We start from the raw sequence: 18891 nt of genomic DNA on the forward strand, positions 1-18891 counted from the left end.
TATGTCATTTGAGGAAAAGTATTTCCGGGAAGAGCTCGATTATTTACGTCAGTTGGGGAAACTACTGGCTAAAGAAAAACCTCATCTGGCCCCGTTTTTAGCAGAAAAAGAAGCCGACCCTGACGTCGAGCGCCTGCTTGAAGGTTTTGCCTTTTTGTCTGGCAATATGCGTTCAAGGATCGAAGATGAATTCCCCGAGCTTACCCACAGCCTGCTGAATATGTTGTGGCCCAATTATCTCCGCCCTACGCCCAGCATGACCATCATGGAATATGTCCCCGACACTCAAACTGTCACGACGGCATTTCGGGTGACGGCAGGGGGTCAGGTCATGAGCCCGCCGGGCGAGATCACCGGCAAGAAATTAGACAACGGGTCAGCCGATCCCGTCCCCGCCTGCAAATTCACGCTGGGTCGTGACCTGTGGTTGCTGCCGCTTACTCTGGAGAGCTTGTCATCAAGCAGCAGCCATAAACATGGCCTGATTGATATCAATTTTCATACCGGACAGCAAAACATCGGTTCCTTAGATTTTAGTAAAATTCGCTTATGGCTGGGCAACGATGATAATTACACCCGCTATCAGCTCTATTTATGGTTTTGTGAGTACTTAACTGACGTTGAATTAATTGTTGGCGATAAAACAATACGCCTGCCTGATTTCAGGCTATACCCGGTGGGTTTTGAGAAAGAAGATGCCCTACTGCCGTATCCGAAAAATGTGTATAGCGGCTACCGGGTATTGCAGGAATATATCTGTTTTCTCGACAGTTTTTTCTTCTTTGATGTCACCGGAGTACAAAAACTTCCCGATGACTTGATGGCAGAAAATTTTACTCTGCGCCTGAATTTTTCACGCCCGTTACCGCCGGATTTGAAATTACGGAAAGATTCCCTTCGTTTATTTTGCACGCCTGCCGTGAACCTGTTTCCGGCACATTCTGAGACAATCGTTCTGGATGAAACATCCACAGAATATATTCTCGAAGCGAATCACAAACTCATGGAGTGCTACGATATTTTTTCCGTAGATCATGTTGAGAGTGGATGGACCCTTAAAAGCGCAGATGGACGAACGATAGAAACATTTTCCCGAAGCTATGTTTCTTTCGAAAGTTTTCAACATCAGGTGGAATATTCTCAGCAACGTGAGGCGGTATATTACCGTGTCAAAACGCAAAGATCGCATGCTCATCAGGGATTTGAACATCTCATTTCTTTTGTCCACGGCGACGGAATCTCAAAAAAGCACAATTTAACCGCCGGTATTGAGGAAATCGTTTCTGTCGTAATAACTTGTACAAATAGGGATCTCCCTGCGCAGTTGATGACAGGCGATATTAATCTGGCCGACGGAAAAGATCCGGCCATTAGTTCATTCCGTAATGTGACCAGACCTTCCCTTCCCCTCTATCCGGTTCTTGATGGCAGTTTGCACTGGTCTCTGCTGTCTAACATGAGCCTTAACTATTTGTCATTACTCGATATTGAGGCATTAAAGCAGGTTTTACGCACCTACGATCTCCCCGGTATTCATCACCCTCAGGCCGCCCGTTTATCTCAGCAAAAGCTGGATGCCATTGAACAAATCGAAACGCATCCCGTTGACCGATTATTTAAAGGCGTACCGGTCCGCGGCCTTTCCTCCACTATTTCTATTCGTCAGGCACCGTTTGTCTGCGAAGGCGATTTGTATTTACTGGGCACGGTGCTTTCTCATTTCTTTTCGCTCTATGCCAGCGTGAACAGCTTCCACATTTTAAAAGTGGTCAATATCGATAATCAGGAGTGCTACGAATGGCCGGAAAGAATAGGTCAGCACGCGCTGATTTAATGACAAATATGCCTTTCAGTGATGTGCGTCGTTATAACTTCTATGCGCTGGTGGAGGCTATTTATAAGCATACGGGAAACTATGAACATATTTCCCTGCAGACTGAGCCTCATGAGGAAGCGGTACGCTTTGAAGCGGATGCCAGCATTGCTTTCCCATTAAGCGATGTTCAGGGCCTTGAGCTCAATAAGTCACATCAGTACATCATGACGATTGCCTTCACAGGGTTGAACGGGAGCCAGTCGCCATTGCCAGGCTATTACCTGGATAACCTTGCCTGGGAGGCGGCGCAGGGTGAACGGAAACTGACGGATTTCCTCGATCTGTTTTCACATCGCTGGACGCAGTTTATCTATCACACGTGGCGGAAATATCGCTATTACGTTTGTTTTCGCAATGGCGGAACGGATGAGTTCTCGCAGCGGATGTATTCCCTGGTCGGGTTAGGCAGCCAGAGCATTCGCGGCCGGCTGGCCATCAATCACAGCAAAATGCTGGCGTATGCCGGAGCGCTGGCCAACCCAGGCCGCTCTCCGGAGGTAATTTGTAGTCTGGTTTCGCACTGCTTTGATCTCGATGAGGTCTCCCTCCACGGCTGGCAACTGCGAAAAATGATTATCGACCCTGCGCAGCAAAACCGTCTGGGTGGCAAAGATCTGAAAGGCTGCAAAATCATTGAAAAATCCGTGCTGGGTCAGAACTTCACGCTTGGCAGCAAGGTGCCGGATCGCGGAGGTAAATTCCTGTTATGTATTGATAATCTGTCACGTGAGCGTTTTCTTTCCTTCCTGCCCAATGGCGATAACTTCCTGCCGCTGACGCTTTTCGTCGCTTTTATTTTACGCGATCAGTTCGCCTGGGACCTGCGCCTGGGGATCGCGCCCAATCAGGTTGGCGGAATGACATTGGGCAATGAGCAAAATTCTCTGCTGGGGTGGACCAGTTTTATCGGACAGCCAGGGCAGCATCCTCACGTGACAATCGCCGTGAGATCGTAATCAGAACAAAAAATGGAGCGCAGTATGGCAAAGGATAAACAACAACAGCCATCACTCTCATTACAGATTTTGAATGGTAATGAACTGGAAAGTGGCCGGGCGGCAAAATGCCTGTTCTCCACCGAGGGCGGTGATATTGGTCATGCACAAACGTGTTTTTGGTCAGTTCAGGACCGACAACTGAGCATTGAAGAGAAAAGCTGTACGGTCAGCTGGCATGACGGGACCTTTTGTCTGCAAAACTACAGCCGAAACCTGCAGATCAACCAGGCACCGGTTTCGCTCAATTCAGGTCCGATTCGTCTGAGCCAGGGCGACGAGATCCACATCGGCTCGCTGCGCATCAAAGCCCAGTTTCACCTTGGTGAAGCCGTCGATTATGAGATGCAGAATGCCACGCCAGAAACGATTGTCATGAACCGGGATCACCTGACTGAGACCCTGTTAACCACCGAAGGGCAGCCAGCCTATCAGGGCCATCAGACCCACCGTGAAACCGCCCCGACGCTGGTTAACAGCTTTTCACAAGACCCGCTGGCGGCGCTGCAAAGAGAAAGTCTGACGACTCTGCACGCCGAGTTTTCTGCCTTTGACGAGCCTTCTCATTTGCAATATTCCCATCGCATCTCGCCGATAGCTCCTGACTCCGATATCGCCCCTAAGAGTGGAATAGACAATAATTTTATGGACCTGCCCAATATTCATACCCATCGCGATTATGCCGAAGAAGACCCTTTTAATCCGAAAGAAAAGGATCTGACCTGTCAGCACGTTGCGATGACCCCGCTGATGCGCGGATTGGGTCATGCCGTGCCGCTGCACGACTCGCAGGATGCGGATGATTTCCTTGAGGAAATCGGGCGAACCTTGCAGGCAGCGGTGAAAGGTTTACTGGATCTGCAATTCCAGCAAAACAGCCTGTCCGATAAGCACCTTCGCCCGCTGGAAGACAATCCACTGCGTCTAAATCTGAATTACGAAACCGCATTAAGCGTTCTGTTTGCCGATCAAAAAAGCCCGGTACATCTTTCCGCGCCGGCAGCCATTTCAGAAAGTCTGCGCAATATGAAACTGCACAATCAGGCCAATCAGATTGCCATCGTCGAAGCATTAAGAATGATGCTCGATGCCTTTTCTCCCGCACAACTGATGAACCGTTTTTCGCAATATCGCCGCAGTCATGAACAACGTCAGGAAATGAACGACGCATGGGCATGGCGTATGTACTGCAACTACTACGAAGAGCTGGCTTCCAGCCGCCAGCTGGGTTTTGAGAAGCTTTTTAATGAAGTTTACGCCCAGGTATATGACCGGGTATTACGCCAGTCAAACCGGGAGCCGGATGCATCATGAAATGGCGTTTTATCCTGTCTTTGTCACTGGTTTTCCTGATGGCCGTATCTCTGAGCGGGTGCGAAACCGTGAAGAAAATTGGCAAAGTGATCGCCAATCCGGACATCAAAGTCGGTGAAAACGCGACCCAGCCTTCAGATATAACGGTCACGCTGTTAACCGAGCCGGACATTAACCCTAACGACAGCGGTGAGGCTTCACCGGTGAGCTTCCAGCTTATTTATATGAGTGAGGATTCGAAGCTCCGCGAGGCTGACTTCGACCAGATCACGACCAAAAAACTGGATGAGGTTCTGGGTAAAAACTACATCGACCATCAGGACTTCAATTTACTGCCAGACACCATGAAAACATTACCGCTCATGAAATTAGAACCCACCACCCGCTACATCGGCGTGGTGGCCTATTTTTCTGACGATCAGGTAACCGAATGGAAAGCAATTGAGCGCGTTACAGGCACAGGCCATCACTACCACCTGCTGGTACACGTTCGCGACAACAGTATCGAATTAAAAAAAGAGGATGAATGATCGTGGCTACCATGAAAAATAAAGTGATCTGGCAGGAAGGGCTGTTTGTGAAGCCTCAGCATTTTCAACAGCTTCAGCGTTATAACGACTATGTGGTCCACAACCGCCTGTCGGCTGTCAGTAATATTCTCTGGGGATTCACCGAGCTCGACATCGATGAGACACAGCTGCAGCACGGTAAAATCAGCATCAACAAAGCCACAGGCTGCCTGTCGGACGGTACGGTGTTCAGCGTCCCCGATCAGGATATCGTTCCGGTTCCCTTACTGGTGGATAACTCAAACTCGGCGAATGGCCGTGATATTTTTCTGGCTCTGCCGATTATCAGCGACGTGATCAATGAAGTTGAAGGGATGCACAGCGCGGGTCAGAGTTCGAGCCGCTACAGAATAAACTTCAGCGACGTTAGGGACTTGCATACCAATGAAGGCGACGCCGCGCAATTAGGATTGGGCCAGCTGATCCCCCGTCTGATGAAGGGTTCAGAGGATTTGAGTTCATGGGTCGCCATTCCGGTTTGCCGAATTAAAAACAGATACCCTGACGGACGACTGGATCTGGATCCTGATTTTATTCCAGGCTGCCAGACCGTCCGGGCCAGTGCGACATTAAAAAGATATCAGTATGAAATCACGTCCGCTCTGGCGAGCCGATGTGCTGAGCTGGCCGCACGTATCGGCTCACCTTCTCAGCAAGGAATTGCCGATGTGGCTGAGTTTATGATGTTGCAAATGTTCAACCGCAACCAGATTAAGTTTGCTCACCGGGCGACGCTGTCCCATCTTCATCCGGAAGATTTCTACAGGGATCTGATTGCGCTTTATGGCGAACTGGTGACGTTTACCGAAGAATCGCGATTGCCGGAAAAACTTGCCCAGTATCAACACGAAAACCTCACCGAGACTTTCGGCGTGGCAATGCAGCGCCTGCGTAAAGCGCTGGGTACCCTGATTGCTCCGCGCGCAGTGAATCTGCCGTTTAGCCATACCGATGGGATTTATGTCGCCCTTATCAACGAAGTTTCCCTGCTGCAATCAGCCACCTTTGTGCTGGCGGTCAAATCCCAGCTGCCGCATGAGGCCCTTCAGCGCCAGTTCGTTCAGCAATCAAAAATCAGCTCTGTAGAAAGAATTCGCAACGTGGTGAGCGTTCAGGTTCCGGGCGTTCCGTTAGTCGTGCTGCATACCGCACCCCGCCAGATCCCATATCACGCCAACTATGTCTACTTCTCACTGGATAAGAGCGCGCCGGGATGGGCAGAGATCATGAAACAAAACAGTCTGGCGATGCACGTCTCCGGTTCCTTCCCTGAGCTGGATTTGCAGCTCTGGGCAATAAGGGGATAACGCATGAGCGATATGCCTTCAGTGACGTCGCTGCTGCCGGACGAAACCCGTGATGATGAGCATCGGCAGTACCGGCTGACGTTACGCGGCAACAGCCTGAACACCATGATCGATGCCGCCACCCCGCTGCTCGGCATGGTACTGCGGCTGAAAAGTATGAGCAGCCGTGGCCTGCCGGACCACCTGTTTGGTCAGGTGGTCACGGACATTCGCGCCATCGAGCAGTTGCTTCAGAACCATGGCTATGAGCCGGGCACTATCATTTCGTTTCGTTACGTACTGTGTACGTTCATCGACGAAACGGCGCTGGGTCAGGGCTGGTCGACACAGAATGAGTGGGTAAAACAGTCTTTACTGGTGCATTTCCACAATGAAACCTGGGGCGGAGAAAAGGTCTTTATTTTGCTTGAAAGGCTGATGGGGGAACCCAGGCGTTACCAGGACCTTCTGGAGTTTTTATATCTGTGCTTCTCGCTCGGTTTCCGTGGCCGCTACAAAGTCAGCACACAGAATAATGATGAGTTTGAACAGATTTTCCGCCGCCTTCACCATGTTCTGCATCAGCTACGTGGGGACAGTACGTTCCCGCTGCTGCATCAGAATAAGAAAGGTGAACGGAATCTTTATCACTTAGCTCAGCGTTTGGGGATCAGACACCTGCTCACGGGAGGGATCGCCATGCTTATCGTTGTCTACCTGTTCTATTTACTGCGCCTTAATGCCCAAACTCAGGACATTTTGCTTCAACTGAATAATTTGCTGAGATAAGAAAAAGGATATTTCTATGATCCAGATTGATTTACCCACTTTGGTTAACCGGCTGAATACCTTGTCTAAACAGTCGCTGGAATTGGCCGCCGCTGAATGCATCAATCAACGGGCAAGTGAAATCACAGTAGCCCACGTTCTTACACAGATGTTACTGACGTCGCGCAGCGATGTTCGCGTCATTATCGAACAAACTGATATCGACACCGATGCGCTTCACGACGCGCTCACCATAAGCAATTCCCCTCAAACAGTAGAGAGTTACCCAAGTTTTTCACCCATGCTGGTCGAATGGCTCAAGGATGCGTGGCTGCTGGCCTCGGCCGACATGCAGCTTTCCCAGCTACGCGGCGGCGTTTTGCTGCTGGCTTTACTCCACTCCCCATTACGGTATATTACGCCGCAAGCCGCACAGCTGCTGGCCCGGATTAATCGTGATCTTCTGCGTCTGGAATTTACCCGCTGGACAAAAGATTCCGCAGAGTCCGTCACGCAAAATGACGGCACCGCAAACCGCTCGCTGAGCTCCGATGAAGAAAGCCTGCTGGCGAAGTACTCCAGCAACGTGACGGAAGATGCCCGCAACGGCAAGCTTGATCCCGTTCTTTGCCGTGATAACGAAATCGACCTGATGATCGATATTCTGTGCCGCCGTCGTAAAAACAACCCGATTGTGGTCGGCGAGGCGGGTGTCGGTAAAAGCGCACTGATTGAAGGTTTGGCTTTACGGATTGTGGCCGGTCAGGTCCCTGAAAAACTGCTAAACACGGAGCTGGTGACGCTGGATTTAGGCGCACTTCAGGCCGGCGCATCGGTAAAGGGAGAATTCGAAAAACGCTTCAAAGGCATCATGACGGAAATCAGGTTGTCGGCGACGCCGGTGATCTTATTTATCGATGAAGCCCACACGCTGATCGGCGCAGGCAATCAGCAGGGTGGCCTTGATATCTCTAATCTGCTCAAACCCGCGCTGGCCCGTGGCGAACTGAAAACCATCGCGGCGACGACGTGGAGCGAATACAAAAAATACTTCGAGAAAGACGCTGCGCTTTCACGCCGTTTTCAGCCGGTGAAAGTGACCGAACCCACCGCCGCCGAAGCGACGATCATTTTGCGCGGTCTGGCCAGTATCTACGAGCAATCACACGGCGTACTTATTGATGATGAAGCCCTGCAGGCCGCCGCAACGCTCAGCGAGCGTTACCTGTCCGGACGCCAGCTTCCGGACAAAGCCATTGATGTGCTCGACACTGCTTGTGCCAGGGTAGCCATCAATTTGTCATCCCCGCCGCGACAGATTTCTGCGCTGACCACGGCCACTCTTCAATATGAGGCAGAAATTCGTCAGCTGGAACGTGAGCAGCGTATTGGTTTATATCAGAACGATACGCGTCTGAATGAACTCCATCAGCTGCACGAAGACACCAAACTTCAGCTCGATGAACTGGACATGGGCTGGAAACATCAGCGCGATCGGGTGCATCAGATAATCTCGCTGCGCCACGAGTTATTAAGTATGACTGACGACGAAACGGCTAACGAAGAGATGCCCGGAAAGCGTGAAGAACTGACGTCGCTGATGGCTGAGCTCGACGACCTGCATCAGGCGCGCACGCTGGTATCCCCGCACGTCGATAAAGGGCAGATCGCCGCCGTGATTGCAGAATGGACGGGCGTACCGCTGAACCGTTTATCACAAAGCGAAATGGCACTGATCACCGAACTTCCGGTCTGGCTCGGTGAAAAAATCAAAGGCCAGTCGCTGGCTATTGCCCATTTACACAAACATTTACTGACCGCCAGAGCGGATTTGCGCCGTCCCGGTCGCCCGCTGGGCGCATTTTTACTGGCCGGTCCGAGCGGCGTCGGCAAAACCGAAACCGTACTGCAACTGGCCGAATTACTGTTTGGCGGCCGCCAGTACCTCACGGTCATCAACATGTCTGAGTTCCAGGAAAAACATACCGTTTCTCGTCTGATTGGCTCGCCTCCTGGCTATGTCGGATACGGCGAAGGGGGCGTGCTGACCGAAGCGATTCGGCAAAAACCTTACTCTGTTGTTCTGCTCGATGAAGTAGAGAAAGCGCACCCCGATGTGCTGAATCTGTTCTATCAGGCCTTTGACAAAGGCGAAATGGCAGACGGCGAAGGACGCCTGATCGACTGCAAAAATGTGGCGTTCTTCCTTACGTCGAATCTGGGGTATCAGGTGATTGTTGATTATGCCGGGCAACCGGAACAGCTGCACGAAGCGCTCTACCCGGTTCTGGTGGATTTCTTCAAACCTGCCCTGCTGGCGCGTATGGAAACCATCCCGTTCCTGCCGTTATCGAGTGAAACGTTAATCACTATTATTGCGGCAAAACTGGAAAGGCTGGAGACGCTGCTTAAACAGCGCTTTGGTGCTGAAGTCTTCATTGATGCTGAGGTCAGCGATGAAATCATGCTGCGGGTAACGCGCACGGAAAACGGAGCCCGTATGCTCGAATCCATTATCGACGGCCAAGTGCTACCTCCTCTTTCCTTATTGCTTCTGCAAAAACTTGCTGCCGGTTCCGCCATCAGCCGCGTGAATATCGCCGTCACCGACCATTGTTTTACTGCCGATATTCAGGAAGTCGTCTCTGAGAATGAAGGCGAGTTATGCGTGGAGTGATGCTGGCCTGCCTGCTGCTGCCCTTTGTCTCAGGGCAGGCATTCTGCGAAATCTCTGAGCCGGACCTGAGCCCGGCAGAATCAACGCTTCAGGCGATGAACGCCTGCAGGATTGAGCCGGCGTCCCTTGAGCGCCTCGACTGCTATGACCGCCTGCTGGTCCCGGCGTACCCGGACTTTTCCGGCGCGCTGGTCAAGGCGCAGGTTCAGGGCGAGGCCTGGCAACGGGCATTCGCTCAGGAAGCACAGAGGGACGACCACTCGACGCAGTTCCTTACCCGGCAAACCGAAAGTGAACGTCCTTCAGTGGTGATCACCACGCCAGCGCTGGGGAGCCTTCCTCCCCGGCCGGTGCTGATGTTCAGCTGCATCGACAACATCACCCGTATGCAAATCGCATTACCTAAACCGCTCAACGGCCAACCGGAGCTGATGATGATTACAGAGAAAATTCACATCAATGCCCATTGGTTTCTGCGCGAAAACGACTCGTTGCTGGAATCCAGCCGGGGTCTTCCGGGTATTGATGAGATTAAACAACTCTTCGGTGCGAAAACGCTGACGGTGGCATTTAACACGCCAACTCAGGGCGCATCAGCCAGCAGAAACACGGCGGTTCCTTCACTGACGTTCAATATCAGTGAACTGGAAAAAACGCTCTTGCCAATGAGAGTTGCCTGCCACTGGGCCGACTAGTTCCACCGATTTTTAAAGGGAATTTTCATGGATATACAGACATCAGGAACATGGCACGGGCAGGTTCTGGCTTCACTACCGCAAGAGAAGATCGGCTGTGCAATCAGCGAAACCGATCCAGACTGGGAGTTTATTGACAGCGAAATGGTCAAGCTGGGATCGCTGACGCACGGCCAGCTCGACATCGCAGAAATTCAGCACAAAGCATTGAAATTACTGGCAACAGAAAGCAAAGATTTTCGCCTGATGGTTCATCTGCTGCGCACACTGCAACATGGTGGCAAAGCGGCCGGGCTTCTTCTGGCCGTGCAACTGCTGACCCAATACATCGAACAATTTTGGGTGCCTGCGTGGCCGCAAAAAATTGCCCATAAAAATCGCTTTGCACAGCAGGTCATTAAACGCTTTGAGACGACGGCCGTCAGCTTTGCCGACGATGCCAATCAGGCACAGCGGGAGGCGATGCTGGAGGCGTTTGCTCATCTGGCGCGACTTTGGAGAAAAGCAGAAAACGCGTTACTGGCAGAAGCAGCTGACGAACTCTTTTTGCTCTATCAACGCCGTGTTCAGGAGCAGGCCGCAGAGGCCGTCCTCCGACAGGAAACGCCTGCGCAGTCACAGACTGGAGGTGAAAATGGCGACATCAGCCAGACCCCAAATGCGCACCCGATCGTCACGGTTAACGTCGAAACTCATGACGACAAATCATGGCGTCAGACGTTGCTGAAAGTCGCAGACGTGCTTTGCGAACGCCATCCGCAGAGCACAACCGGATACCGTCTTCGCCGTCATGCCCTCTGGCAAAACATCATATCTGCACCGCAGGCTGAAAACGGCGGGCGAACCTCACTGGCGGCCTTTCCGTTGGATATGATGGCGGATTATCAGGCCAGACTGCCCACGGCAAATCATGAATTCTGGGAGCAGGTCGAAAAAAGCCTGTTGCTGGCACCCTATTGGTTTGACGGGCATTGCCTTTCAGCCCGCATCGCCAGCCAGCTGGGCTACGCGGAAACAGCCGCAGCGATCCGCGATGAACTCCATCTTTTCATCGATCGCATCCCGGTACTAAGGAACCTGTACTTTACCGATCTCACGCCCTTTTTGTGCGGGCAGACCCGGGACTGGCTGGACGAAGATATGGCCTCGAAAGCCGTTTCGGGCGTATCGGCAGCGCATGATGATGAAACCAACAGTGTCTGGCAGTGTTTCTCCGACCAGGGGCTGGCACCGGCGTTACACCTTCTTGACCAGCTTCAGCAACACTCTCCTGAACCGCGCCAGCTGTTTTACCGTCAATATCTCGGCGCGCAGCTCCTCGAAAAAGCCGGTATGGCCGCATCCGCGTTTCAGCAATACAAAACTCTGCACCAGACCGCACGCCAGACAACCTTGCCCGACTGGGAACCGGCGTTGCTTGAACAATTAGAAGAAAAAATCACGACGGACCAGTGAAGTAAAACAGGAGTTTAATTGTGTTCAAAATATCAAAGCCCGGCTTTCTCCGGGCATTAAAACCCACGCTCAAACCTGCCATGCCGCGGTTTAAAATCTCCGCCCTGATCGTAGTGATCATCGGCTGGGTGTTATCACTGGTCTGGATCTGGTGGAAGGGGCCGTCATGGACGCTTGGACAACAGCATCCGCTGGCTGCGCAGGCTAACCGCTGGCTGGCGACGTCTGTCTGGGTGCTCATCGCCCTGGCCTGGCTAACATGGCGGGTAATCAAACGCCTTCAGCATCTGGAAACATTGCAGCGACAACAGCGCCAGCATGAGAAAGATCCCCAGACTCTGGAAGTCCACCAGCAACAGCGCCATCTCGATCACTGGCTGTTACGATTGCAACGACATCTGGCGCGGCGTAATTACATTTATCATCTTCCGTGGTACATCGTCATAGGTACGGCGGACAGTGGCAAAAGTACGCTGCTGCGCGAAGGTTATTCTTCCGACACGATTTATGTACCGGAGAAAGTGCGTGGCGAAAACACCGGCGTCTGGCACATTGGGCCGCACGTCGGTGAACATGCCGTCATTTTTGACATCAACGGTGTTCTGATTGATCAGCCGGTAAGTAGTCAGGAAGACGCTAATATTTACAGCAGGTTATGGAATCACTGGCTCGGCTGGTTGAGTCAGAACCGTCCCCGTCAGCCACTGAACGGCATTATTCTTTCACTGGATTTGCCTGAACTGCTGACCGCCACCAAACCTCAGCGCGAGCGTCAGCTGACGGTGTTACGTCAGCGACTGCAGGATATCCGCCAACAGCTGCACTGCGAGCTTCCGGTCTATATTGTCCTCACTAAACTGGACTTGCTGTACGGTTTCGCCCCGCTGTTTCAGCCACTGGATAAGCAACAGCGCGACAGCATTCTCGGAGTCACCTTTACGGAAGGTTCTCACGATAACGATCGCTGGCGCGATGAGTTACATACGTTCTGGCAGGAGTGGATAGCGCGATTTAATCAGGCACTCCCCGATCTGTTACTCAGTCATGTGGAAGCCAGCCAGCGCAGCATGTTGTTCAGTTTTAACCGCCAGATGCACGGGATTAACGAACATCTGGAAGCATTACTCAGCAGTCTGCTTGCGGGCGATAACATGTCGGTGATGCTGCGCGGGGTTTATCTCACCTCTTCGCTCCAGCGCGGTCAGGTTGACGATATGTTCATTCAGTCCGCCGCCGTTCAATATCGCCTGGGTCAGACTGCTCTCTCTTCGTGGCCGATGGTCGTCACCCAACCCTATTTTACCCGCGATCTGTTTCCGCAAGTGTTGCTGGCGGAACCGAATCTGGCCGGAGAAAACAGCGTCTGGCTAAGTAAAACGCGTCGCCGCCGCACCGTATTCTCCGCGATAGGCGCGGCCGCCGCCGTAGCCTGCATCGCGGGCTGGCATCATTACTACAATTCCAACTATCACGCGGGTGTCACCGTGCTGGCGCAGGCAAAATCCTTTATGGATATTCCGCCGCCGCAGGGCATTGATGAGCTGGGTAATCTTCAGCTTCCTTTACTTAATCCGATGCGCGACGCCACGCTGGCCTACGGTGATTATCGTGAACACAACGCCCTCACCGATATGGCGCTGTATCAGGGCGTGAAAATCGGACCTTATGTCGAGAAAACCTATCTGCAGTTGCTCGAACAGCGCTTTTTACCGGCACTGCTGAACGGCCTGATAAAAGACCTGAACGCCGCGCCGCCGGGAAGTGAAAAGAAGCTATCCGTCCTTCGCGTCATCCGCATGCTGGAAGACAAAAGCGGCCGCGATAATAAAGTCGTCGAACAATACATGGCGCAACGCTGGAGCGAAAATTTCCATGGCCAGCGCGGACTTCAGACGCAGCTGATGTCACATCTGGATTACGCACTGGATCACACCGACTGGCATGCGCGGCGAGTTAACGCAGATAACGACGCGATAAACCGTTTCGTTCCTTACGATAAGCCTGTCGCTGCCGCACAGCGTGAGCTCAGTAAACTCTCTATTTATCAGCGGGTTTATCAAAGCCTGAGATCGAAAGCGCAGGGCGTGCTGCCGGCCGATCTCAACCTGCGGGATCAAATCGGGCCGAGTTTCGATAAAGTCTTTGTGGCGAATAAAGAAGAAGATCTGGCGATCCCGCAGTTCCTTACCCGCTACGGGCTGCATAGCTATTTTGTGAAGCAGCGCGACAGTCTGGTAGAACTCACCGCGCTGGACAGCTGGGTACTCAACATCACCAAAGACGTCACATTCAGTGACACCGACCGTGAAGAGATCCAGCGTCACATCACCGAACAGTACGTGAGCGATTACACCGCGACCTGGCAGGCAGGGATGAATAATCTGGATATCCGTGAATATGAGGATATGCAGGAAGTTACCGATGCACTGGAGCAAATCATCAGCGGCGATCAGCCGTTGTATCGTGCGCTGCAAACGCTGCGGGATAACACGCAGCTCCCGCCACCGCCGGCCAACATGCCAGACAAAGCGCGGGAAGCGCTGATGTCTTCACTCGACTTCCAGCTGCTTACGCGGTTAAGCCGCGAATTTGCACCGGAAAACGGCGTGCTCACTGAGACTAAAGACAAAGAAAGTACGTTACAGGCGGTTTATCAGCAACTGACCGAGCTGCACCGCTACCTTTTGGCGATCCAGAATTCGCCGGTACCGGGTAAATCGGCGTTGAAAGCCGTGCAGATGCGGCTCGATCAGAACTACAGCGATCCGATCCTAGCCACACGTCAGATGGCCAAAACGCTGCCTGCACCGCTCAATCGCTGGGTCGGAAAGCTGGCCGACCAGGCGTGGCACGTGTTGATGATCGAAGCCGTTCACTACATGGAAGTCGAGTGGAATGACAAAGTGGTCAAAACGTTCAATGAGCAACTGGCTGATCGCTATCCATTCAACCCGGACGCCACGCAGGATGCCTCCCTCGACGCCTTCAACCGCTTCTTCAAACCCGATGGCGTGCTCGACAGTTTCTATCAGCAAAACCTGAAGCTGTTTATCGAGAACAAACTCACGTGGGGCGAAGACGATGATGTGCTGATCCGCGACGACGTTCAGCAGCAGCTGGACACCGCACAAAAAATCCGTGAGACCTTCTTTACGCAGCAAAGCGCGCTCGGCACTCAGTACGCTGTCGAGACCACCGAACTGTCATCCAACAAACGCCGCAGCGTCCTGAACATGGACGGGCAACTGCTGGATTACAGCCACGGCCGTAACTATACCGCGCACCTGGTCTGGCCAAACACTATGCGCGACGGCACCGAAAGCAAACTGACGCTGGTCGGCAACGACAGCGGATCGCCGCGCAGCATCAGCTTCAGAGGACCGTGGGCGCAGTTCCGCCTGATCGACGCCGGCAACCTGACCAACGTCGATGACGGTTCGTTTGACGTCCGTTTCAACGTCGACGGTGGTTACATGATTTACCGCGTGCATTTCGATACGCAAGACAACCCGTTCACCGGCGGCCTTTTCAGCGAGTTCACCCTGCCGGATACCTTGTATTAAGGATCAACCCCGGTAGCCATGCCGGGGTATTAAGGAAAAACATGAACGACGATACACACATTATTAAAATCGGCGACGATCCGCGCTTTTTGCCGGAATTCAGTGCCATCCGCGAAGAAATCAACAAATCCAATCATCCCACGCAACCGGAGGTGAACTGGCGGCTGGTCGAATCGCTGGCGCTGACGCTGTTTAAAAGTAACGGCGTTGATTTGCACACCGCAACGTACTACACGCTGGCGCGCACCAAACTTAACGGGCTCTCAGGTTTTTGTGAAGGATGCGAACTGCTGGCGGGGTTGATCACCGCCGAATGGGAACGCTTCTGGCCGCAAAACTATCAGGCACGCAGCGATATGCTGGAGTGGTTCAACACCCGCATCGGCAATATTCTGCGGAGAAATCCGTCCCTGGCGCTCGGCGACTTGCAGCTGCTGTATCGCACCGAACGCACTCTGCAACTCATCTGCGACAAGCTTCAGCAGGTCGAACTGAAGCGTGTCCCTCGGGTAGAAAATCTGCTTTATTTTGTGCAAAACATCCGTAAACGTACCGAGGCTGAACAGCAGGCGCATAACACGCAGGCTTATCATTATGTCTCGCCGACGCTGGTTTATATGCCAGAGCCAACAGCTCAAACTGAGCCAATATATTCGCCGCTGCCCTCCATGGAACCCGCTCATCAGGCGCCGAAAGTTGAAGTCCATTTCACCGGTTCAGAAAACAAAAAGCGCCCTTCACGAATGCCGGTAATTGGCGGATTTTTGGCGGGTATCGCCTGCACGGCCATAGTATGCAGCGGATTATGGTGGTGGCAGGTGTCACCGCTGCAGCAAAAAATCACCATCGTCAACGACACCCCGCAGGGCGGCGCAGCACTCTGGCTGACATCCCCTGAGTTGAAAGAATACCCTCAGCGTCTGGACCGTTTACTGAACGTATCTCCACTTCAACCACTGGAAACCGGCGAGCATCTGACAAAAACCGCTGCCTCCGTCTGGCCGGAAAATGAACAGCAACAGCAGGCTACCGCCCGCTGGCACGCAGCAATCAAACTGCGCGCAGACAACAGCCCGACGCTGCGCGGCTATATGCAGGTTCAGCAGGATTTACATGAGTTCGCTGCGCTGTTATTGCAGCGCGAAAAAAGTAAAGAAGGCATCACGCTCTCTTATCTCAAAACCGTCGCCTATCAGGCCGAAAACCTGCTGAATCAGGAAACGCCGCTCGAAATACTGTTAACACGGCTGGAAGACGCCAAAAAACAGAATCAGAATACACAAATCTTAGAGAAACAAATAAATGAAAGGATGGAGGCATTATCCAGCCGCTATTTATTAATCCGAGATATTTCCCAAATCGATTCATCGTTAAATAATCACGCTAACACTCATGAATAAGCTAAAGGAATAATATCATGGCAAATCTTATTTATTTAACCCTTAACGGCCAGACCCAGGGCCTGATTTCCGCAGGATGTTCATCACTGGACTCGATAGGAAATAAGGCGCAGATCGCGCACTTGGATCAGATTATGGTTTATGAGTTGTCGCATATAATCGCAAGAGAGCAAAATACCAGTCATCAACCCATAATCATCCAGAAACCTATCGATAAGTCTTCACCATTGTTAGGGAAAGCAATTTCTGATAATGAACTAATGACCTGTGATTTCGATTTTTATCGTACGAACAGATTTGGAATAAGCGAATTATATTACAAGGTCAAGTTAACTGAGGCGAGAATAAAAAATATTCGTTTACATAGCCCAAACTCATTAAGAGAAAATGGCGGCCAACCTGTTGAGATTGTTGGGATAAATTACAAATCAATAACATGGGATCATTGCATTGGAGGAACAAGTGCCTACAGTTTCTGGGAAGATAGAGTGTTTTAATGTACTTATGGCGCAATAACACATTCAACAACATTAATACATAAATGTACCCATAGATGTAGAAAATAAAAAACCACGAATCATTTAATTAACAAATGACTCGTGGCAATTTAAAGAATAAATATTTATAGACGTGAGATGTAGTTTTAATGTCTTCTTGACCAGTTGATTTTAACTACATATGCTTCCAGTAACGCTTGTTAAAATGGAATTTATAACATGTCAGTTTTATCACGAACCGGTGAACATCTCGGCGATTTCAGAATTGCCAGCATTTTACACAACATCTCCTATGTCGACTTCGACTTCGATGCACTGGCAAATGCGTTGGATTGCACCAAAGATTTATATGGTGTCGGCATAATATACTCCGAAGATGAAAGACAGTATGTAGTAAGACCACCGACAAATACTAAATTAGTCGCATATATCGTCGTGACAAAAGTTTTCCACATAAACCGTGACATTGCAGAAAAATCGCTGAAAGAAGCTGTAACCTCTCCTTCATTGAGTAAAGAGTTATTATCAACGGCATTATCATGTGGTGGTTTGTTGTTGACTATTGGGGCAGCAATTGTAGGCACTGGAGCGATACCTTTTACGGCGGGAGCAAGTACTGCAATGGTAGCTATAGCAATTGGAGGCACTGCAGCCACCGCAACGCAATGTGTTTTGGGCTTATACAGAATTTACGACATTAATACAAATGCTGGTGAAAACACCACCTGGCTGGATTCTCAGAAATGGTATCTTGCAACAACCAGTTTATTGGATGTCATATCTATTGCATCCGCTGGTGCAGCATTGAAGGATGTAATCATTACCTATCGAACAATGAGAGCAGCATCCTCACTCAAGGCCAGTCATTGGCTAAAAACTCTTCCTAGGCAGGATCGCGCCAGAATTACTGAACAAATAATGCGAACACAAAACCCTGGGATATCCAATAAACTAATTAAAGCTTTTATATTAAGTGGAAGGTATCCAAAACGTTTTCCCAGTGAAGGTTTACAAAAGTCACTACAAGTTCAATTATTGAATAGCTTAAATAGCACGACTGCTCTATCAGGCAGTGCGATCGGAGGAGTCATTAATTCCTCTGAAAGCTTCTTAGATACCGGAGAGTATATTGTGGGAATGCTACAAACCCTCGAGGTTTCAGAATGAAAAAAATCATAGGCTCCTCTTTTTTTGACTTGATGAAATATGGAGAAGAAATTTATTCTGATATTAAAAGAAATGACATCGTATCATTGGAAAGAAAGGTTGAAACAAAATCAAATAATTATGTAACAGTATTATTTTTTCAAAGAAATTTCATGATACTTTCTGCTGCGTTATTTTCAATGATGATTTCCTGGATTTTCATTGCGTTTACCATAATTCAAATTGCAAATATAAAAAACGCACCTGCAATACATTTCTCAATGTACATAGCACTTACCATGCCGTATATATTTATTTATATAGGGTCTGTGTTTTTGCTTGCCAGAGGAATACCGTTGGGGTTGAGGGTTATATACTTATCTTTTATATTCATTGTAATAATGGCCTGTATTTTTTCAATCTATTACTCATATAAATTATTTTCTAATAAATTCATTGACACTATAGATATGATCCATGTTTTGCTAATGATTTTACCTCTATTCCTAACACGTTTCATTCTCAATACTGAACTTATTAGAACAGCAATAGTATGGACTATCAATGAACGAGCCCGAAAAGCATACTTAAAACTCTTCCTACTAAACTATCAAAGCCCTCGTAAAAAGAAAAAGTTGAGGGTGGGATAA

14 protein-coding genes are annotated in these 18891 nt (G+C 50.5%); all 14 read left to right on the forward strand.

Annotated elements, in window-relative coordinates:
• Position 1 precedes the first annotated feature (1 nt).
• Complete coding sequence (gene tssF, locus AC0Z7K_RS16180; protein WP_485615186.1) at positions 2 to 1834, forward strand: type VI secretion system baseplate subunit TssF; 1833 nt, start codon at positions 2 to 4, stop codon at positions 1832 to 1834.
• A complete protein-coding gene (tssG, locus tag AC0Z7K_RS16185) occupies positions 1798 to 2832 on the forward strand; it encodes a type VI secretion system baseplate subunit TssG (protein WP_485615187.1) in 1035 nt (344 codons plus the stop codon). Before tssF ends, tssG begins: the two co-directional genes overlap by 37 nt.
• Before the next feature lie 24 nt (positions 2833 to 2856).
• Complete coding sequence (gene tagH, locus AC0Z7K_RS16190; protein ID WP_485615188.1) at positions 2857 to 4185, forward strand: type VI secretion system-associated FHA domain protein TagH; 1329 nt, start codon at positions 2857 to 2859, stop codon at positions 4183 to 4185.
• Complete coding sequence (gene tssJ, locus AC0Z7K_RS16195) at positions 4182 to 4715, forward strand: type VI secretion system lipoprotein TssJ (protein ID WP_413530621.1); 534 nt, start codon at positions 4182 to 4184, stop codon at positions 4713 to 4715. Before tagH ends, tssJ begins: the two co-directional genes overlap by 4 nt.
• Before the next feature lie 2 nt (positions 4716 to 4717).
• Positions 4718 to 6061, forward strand: a complete 1344-nt coding sequence (gene tssK, locus AC0Z7K_RS16200) for a type VI secretion system baseplate subunit TssK (RefSeq protein WP_485615189.1) — start codon at positions 4718 to 4720, stop codon at positions 6059 to 6061.
• 3 nt (positions 6062 to 6064) lie between these two features.
• The gene (gene icmH / locus AC0Z7K_RS16205) at positions 6065 to 6829 is read left to right on the forward strand and encodes a type IVB secretion system protein IcmH/DotU (protein ID WP_485615190.1); all 765 of its coding nucleotides are present in this window, start codon (positions 6065 to 6067) and stop codon (positions 6827 to 6829) included.
• Positions 6830 to 6845: 16 nt separating this feature from the next.
• Positions 6846 to 9485 carry a type VI secretion system ATPase TssH gene (gene tssH / locus AC0Z7K_RS16210; RefSeq protein ID WP_485615191.1) on the forward strand — a complete coding sequence of 880 codons (2640 nt, stop codon included), beginning with the start codon at positions 6846 to 6848 and terminating at the stop codon, positions 9483 to 9485.
• Entirely contained in the window at positions 9473 to 10180 is a 708-nt protein-coding gene (gene vasI, locus AC0Z7K_RS16215) for a type VI secretion system-associated protein VasI (protein WP_485615192.1), read from the forward strand. Before tssH ends, vasI begins: the two co-directional genes overlap by 13 nt.
• Positions 10181 to 10207: 27 nt before the next feature.
• Complete coding sequence (gene tssA, locus AC0Z7K_RS16220) at positions 10208 to 11635, forward strand: type VI secretion system protein TssA (protein ID WP_485615193.1); 1428 nt, start codon at positions 10208 to 10210, stop codon at positions 11633 to 11635.
• A gap of 80 nt (positions 11636 to 11715) precedes the next feature.
• On the forward strand, positions 11716 to 15198 hold the full coding sequence (tssM, locus tag AC0Z7K_RS16225) for a type VI secretion system membrane subunit TssM (RefSeq protein WP_485615244.1): 3483 nt from the start codon (positions 11716 to 11718) through the stop codon (positions 15196 to 15198).
• Between the two features lie 41 nt (positions 15199 to 15239).
• The gene (locus AC0Z7K_RS16230) at positions 15240 to 16598 is read left to right on the forward strand and encodes a VasL domain-containing protein (RefSeq protein ID WP_485615194.1); all 1359 of its coding nucleotides are present in this window, start codon (positions 15240 to 15242) and stop codon (positions 16596 to 16598) included.
• Between the two features lie 17 nt (positions 16599 to 16615).
• Positions 16616 to 17095, forward strand: a complete 480-nt coding sequence (locus AC0Z7K_RS16235) for an Hcp family type VI secretion system effector (protein ID WP_485615195.1) — start codon at positions 16616 to 16618, stop codon at positions 17093 to 17095.
• A gap of 219 nt (positions 17096 to 17314) precedes the next feature.
• Positions 17315 to 18262 carry an Ssp4 family T6SS effector gene (gene ssp4 / locus AC0Z7K_RS16240; RefSeq protein WP_485615196.1) on the forward strand — a complete coding sequence of 316 codons (948 nt, stop codon included), beginning with the start codon at positions 17315 to 17317 and terminating at the stop codon, positions 18260 to 18262.
• Entirely contained in the window at positions 18259 to 18891 is a 633-nt protein-coding gene (locus AC0Z7K_RS16245) for a hypothetical protein (protein WP_485615197.1), read from the forward strand. Before ssp4 ends, AC0Z7K_RS16245 begins: the two co-directional genes overlap by 4 nt.

This window comes from Rahnella sp. 1L-D-7-B-C2 (genome assembly GCF_057290995.1).

What these genes read in the sequence shown, in the direction of transcription:
- tssF (WP_485615186.1), top strand. Translation starts at nt 2, where the DNA reads ATGTCATTTGAGGAAAAGTATTTCCGGGAAGAGCTCGATTATTTACGT.
- tssG (WP_485615187.1), top strand. Translation starts at nt 1,798, where the DNA reads ATGGCCGGAAAGAATAGGTCAGCACGCGCTGATTTAATGACAAATATG.
- tagH (WP_485615188.1), top strand. Translation starts at nt 2,857, where the DNA reads ATGGCAAAGGATAAACAACAACAGCCATCACTCTCATTACAGATTTTG.
- tssJ (WP_413530621.1), top strand. Translation starts at nt 4,182, where the DNA reads ATGAAATGGCGTTTTATCCTGTCTTTGTCACTGGTTTTCCTGATGGCC.
- icmH (WP_485615190.1), top strand. Translation starts at nt 6,065, where the DNA reads ATGAGCGATATGCCTTCAGTGACGTCGCTGCTGCCGGACGAAACCCGT.
- tssH (WP_485615191.1), top strand. Translation starts at nt 6,846, where the DNA reads ATGATCCAGATTGATTTACCCACTTTGGTTAACCGGCTGAATACCTTG.
- vasI (WP_485615192.1), top strand. Translation starts at nt 9,473, where the DNA reads ATGCGTGGAGTGATGCTGGCCTGCCTGCTGCTGCCCTTTGTCTCAGGG.
- tssA (WP_485615193.1), top strand. Translation starts at nt 10,208, where the DNA reads ATGGATATACAGACATCAGGAACATGGCACGGGCAGGTTCTGGCTTCA.
- tssM (WP_485615244.1), top strand. Translation starts at nt 11,716, where the DNA reads ATGCCGCGGTTTAAAATCTCCGCCCTGATCGTAGTGATCATCGGCTGG.
- AC0Z7K_RS16230 (WP_485615194.1), top strand. Translation starts at nt 15,240, where the DNA reads ATGAACGACGATACACACATTATTAAAATCGGCGACGATCCGCGCTTT.
- AC0Z7K_RS16235 (WP_485615195.1), top strand. Translation starts at nt 16,616, where the DNA reads ATGGCAAATCTTATTTATTTAACCCTTAACGGCCAGACCCAGGGCCTG.
- ssp4 (WP_485615196.1), top strand. Translation starts at nt 17,315, where the DNA reads ATGTCAGTTTTATCACGAACCGGTGAACATCTCGGCGATTTCAGAATT.
- AC0Z7K_RS16245 (WP_485615197.1), top strand. Translation starts at nt 18,259, where the DNA reads ATGAAAAAAATCATAGGCTCCTCTTTTTTTGACTTGATGAAATATGGA.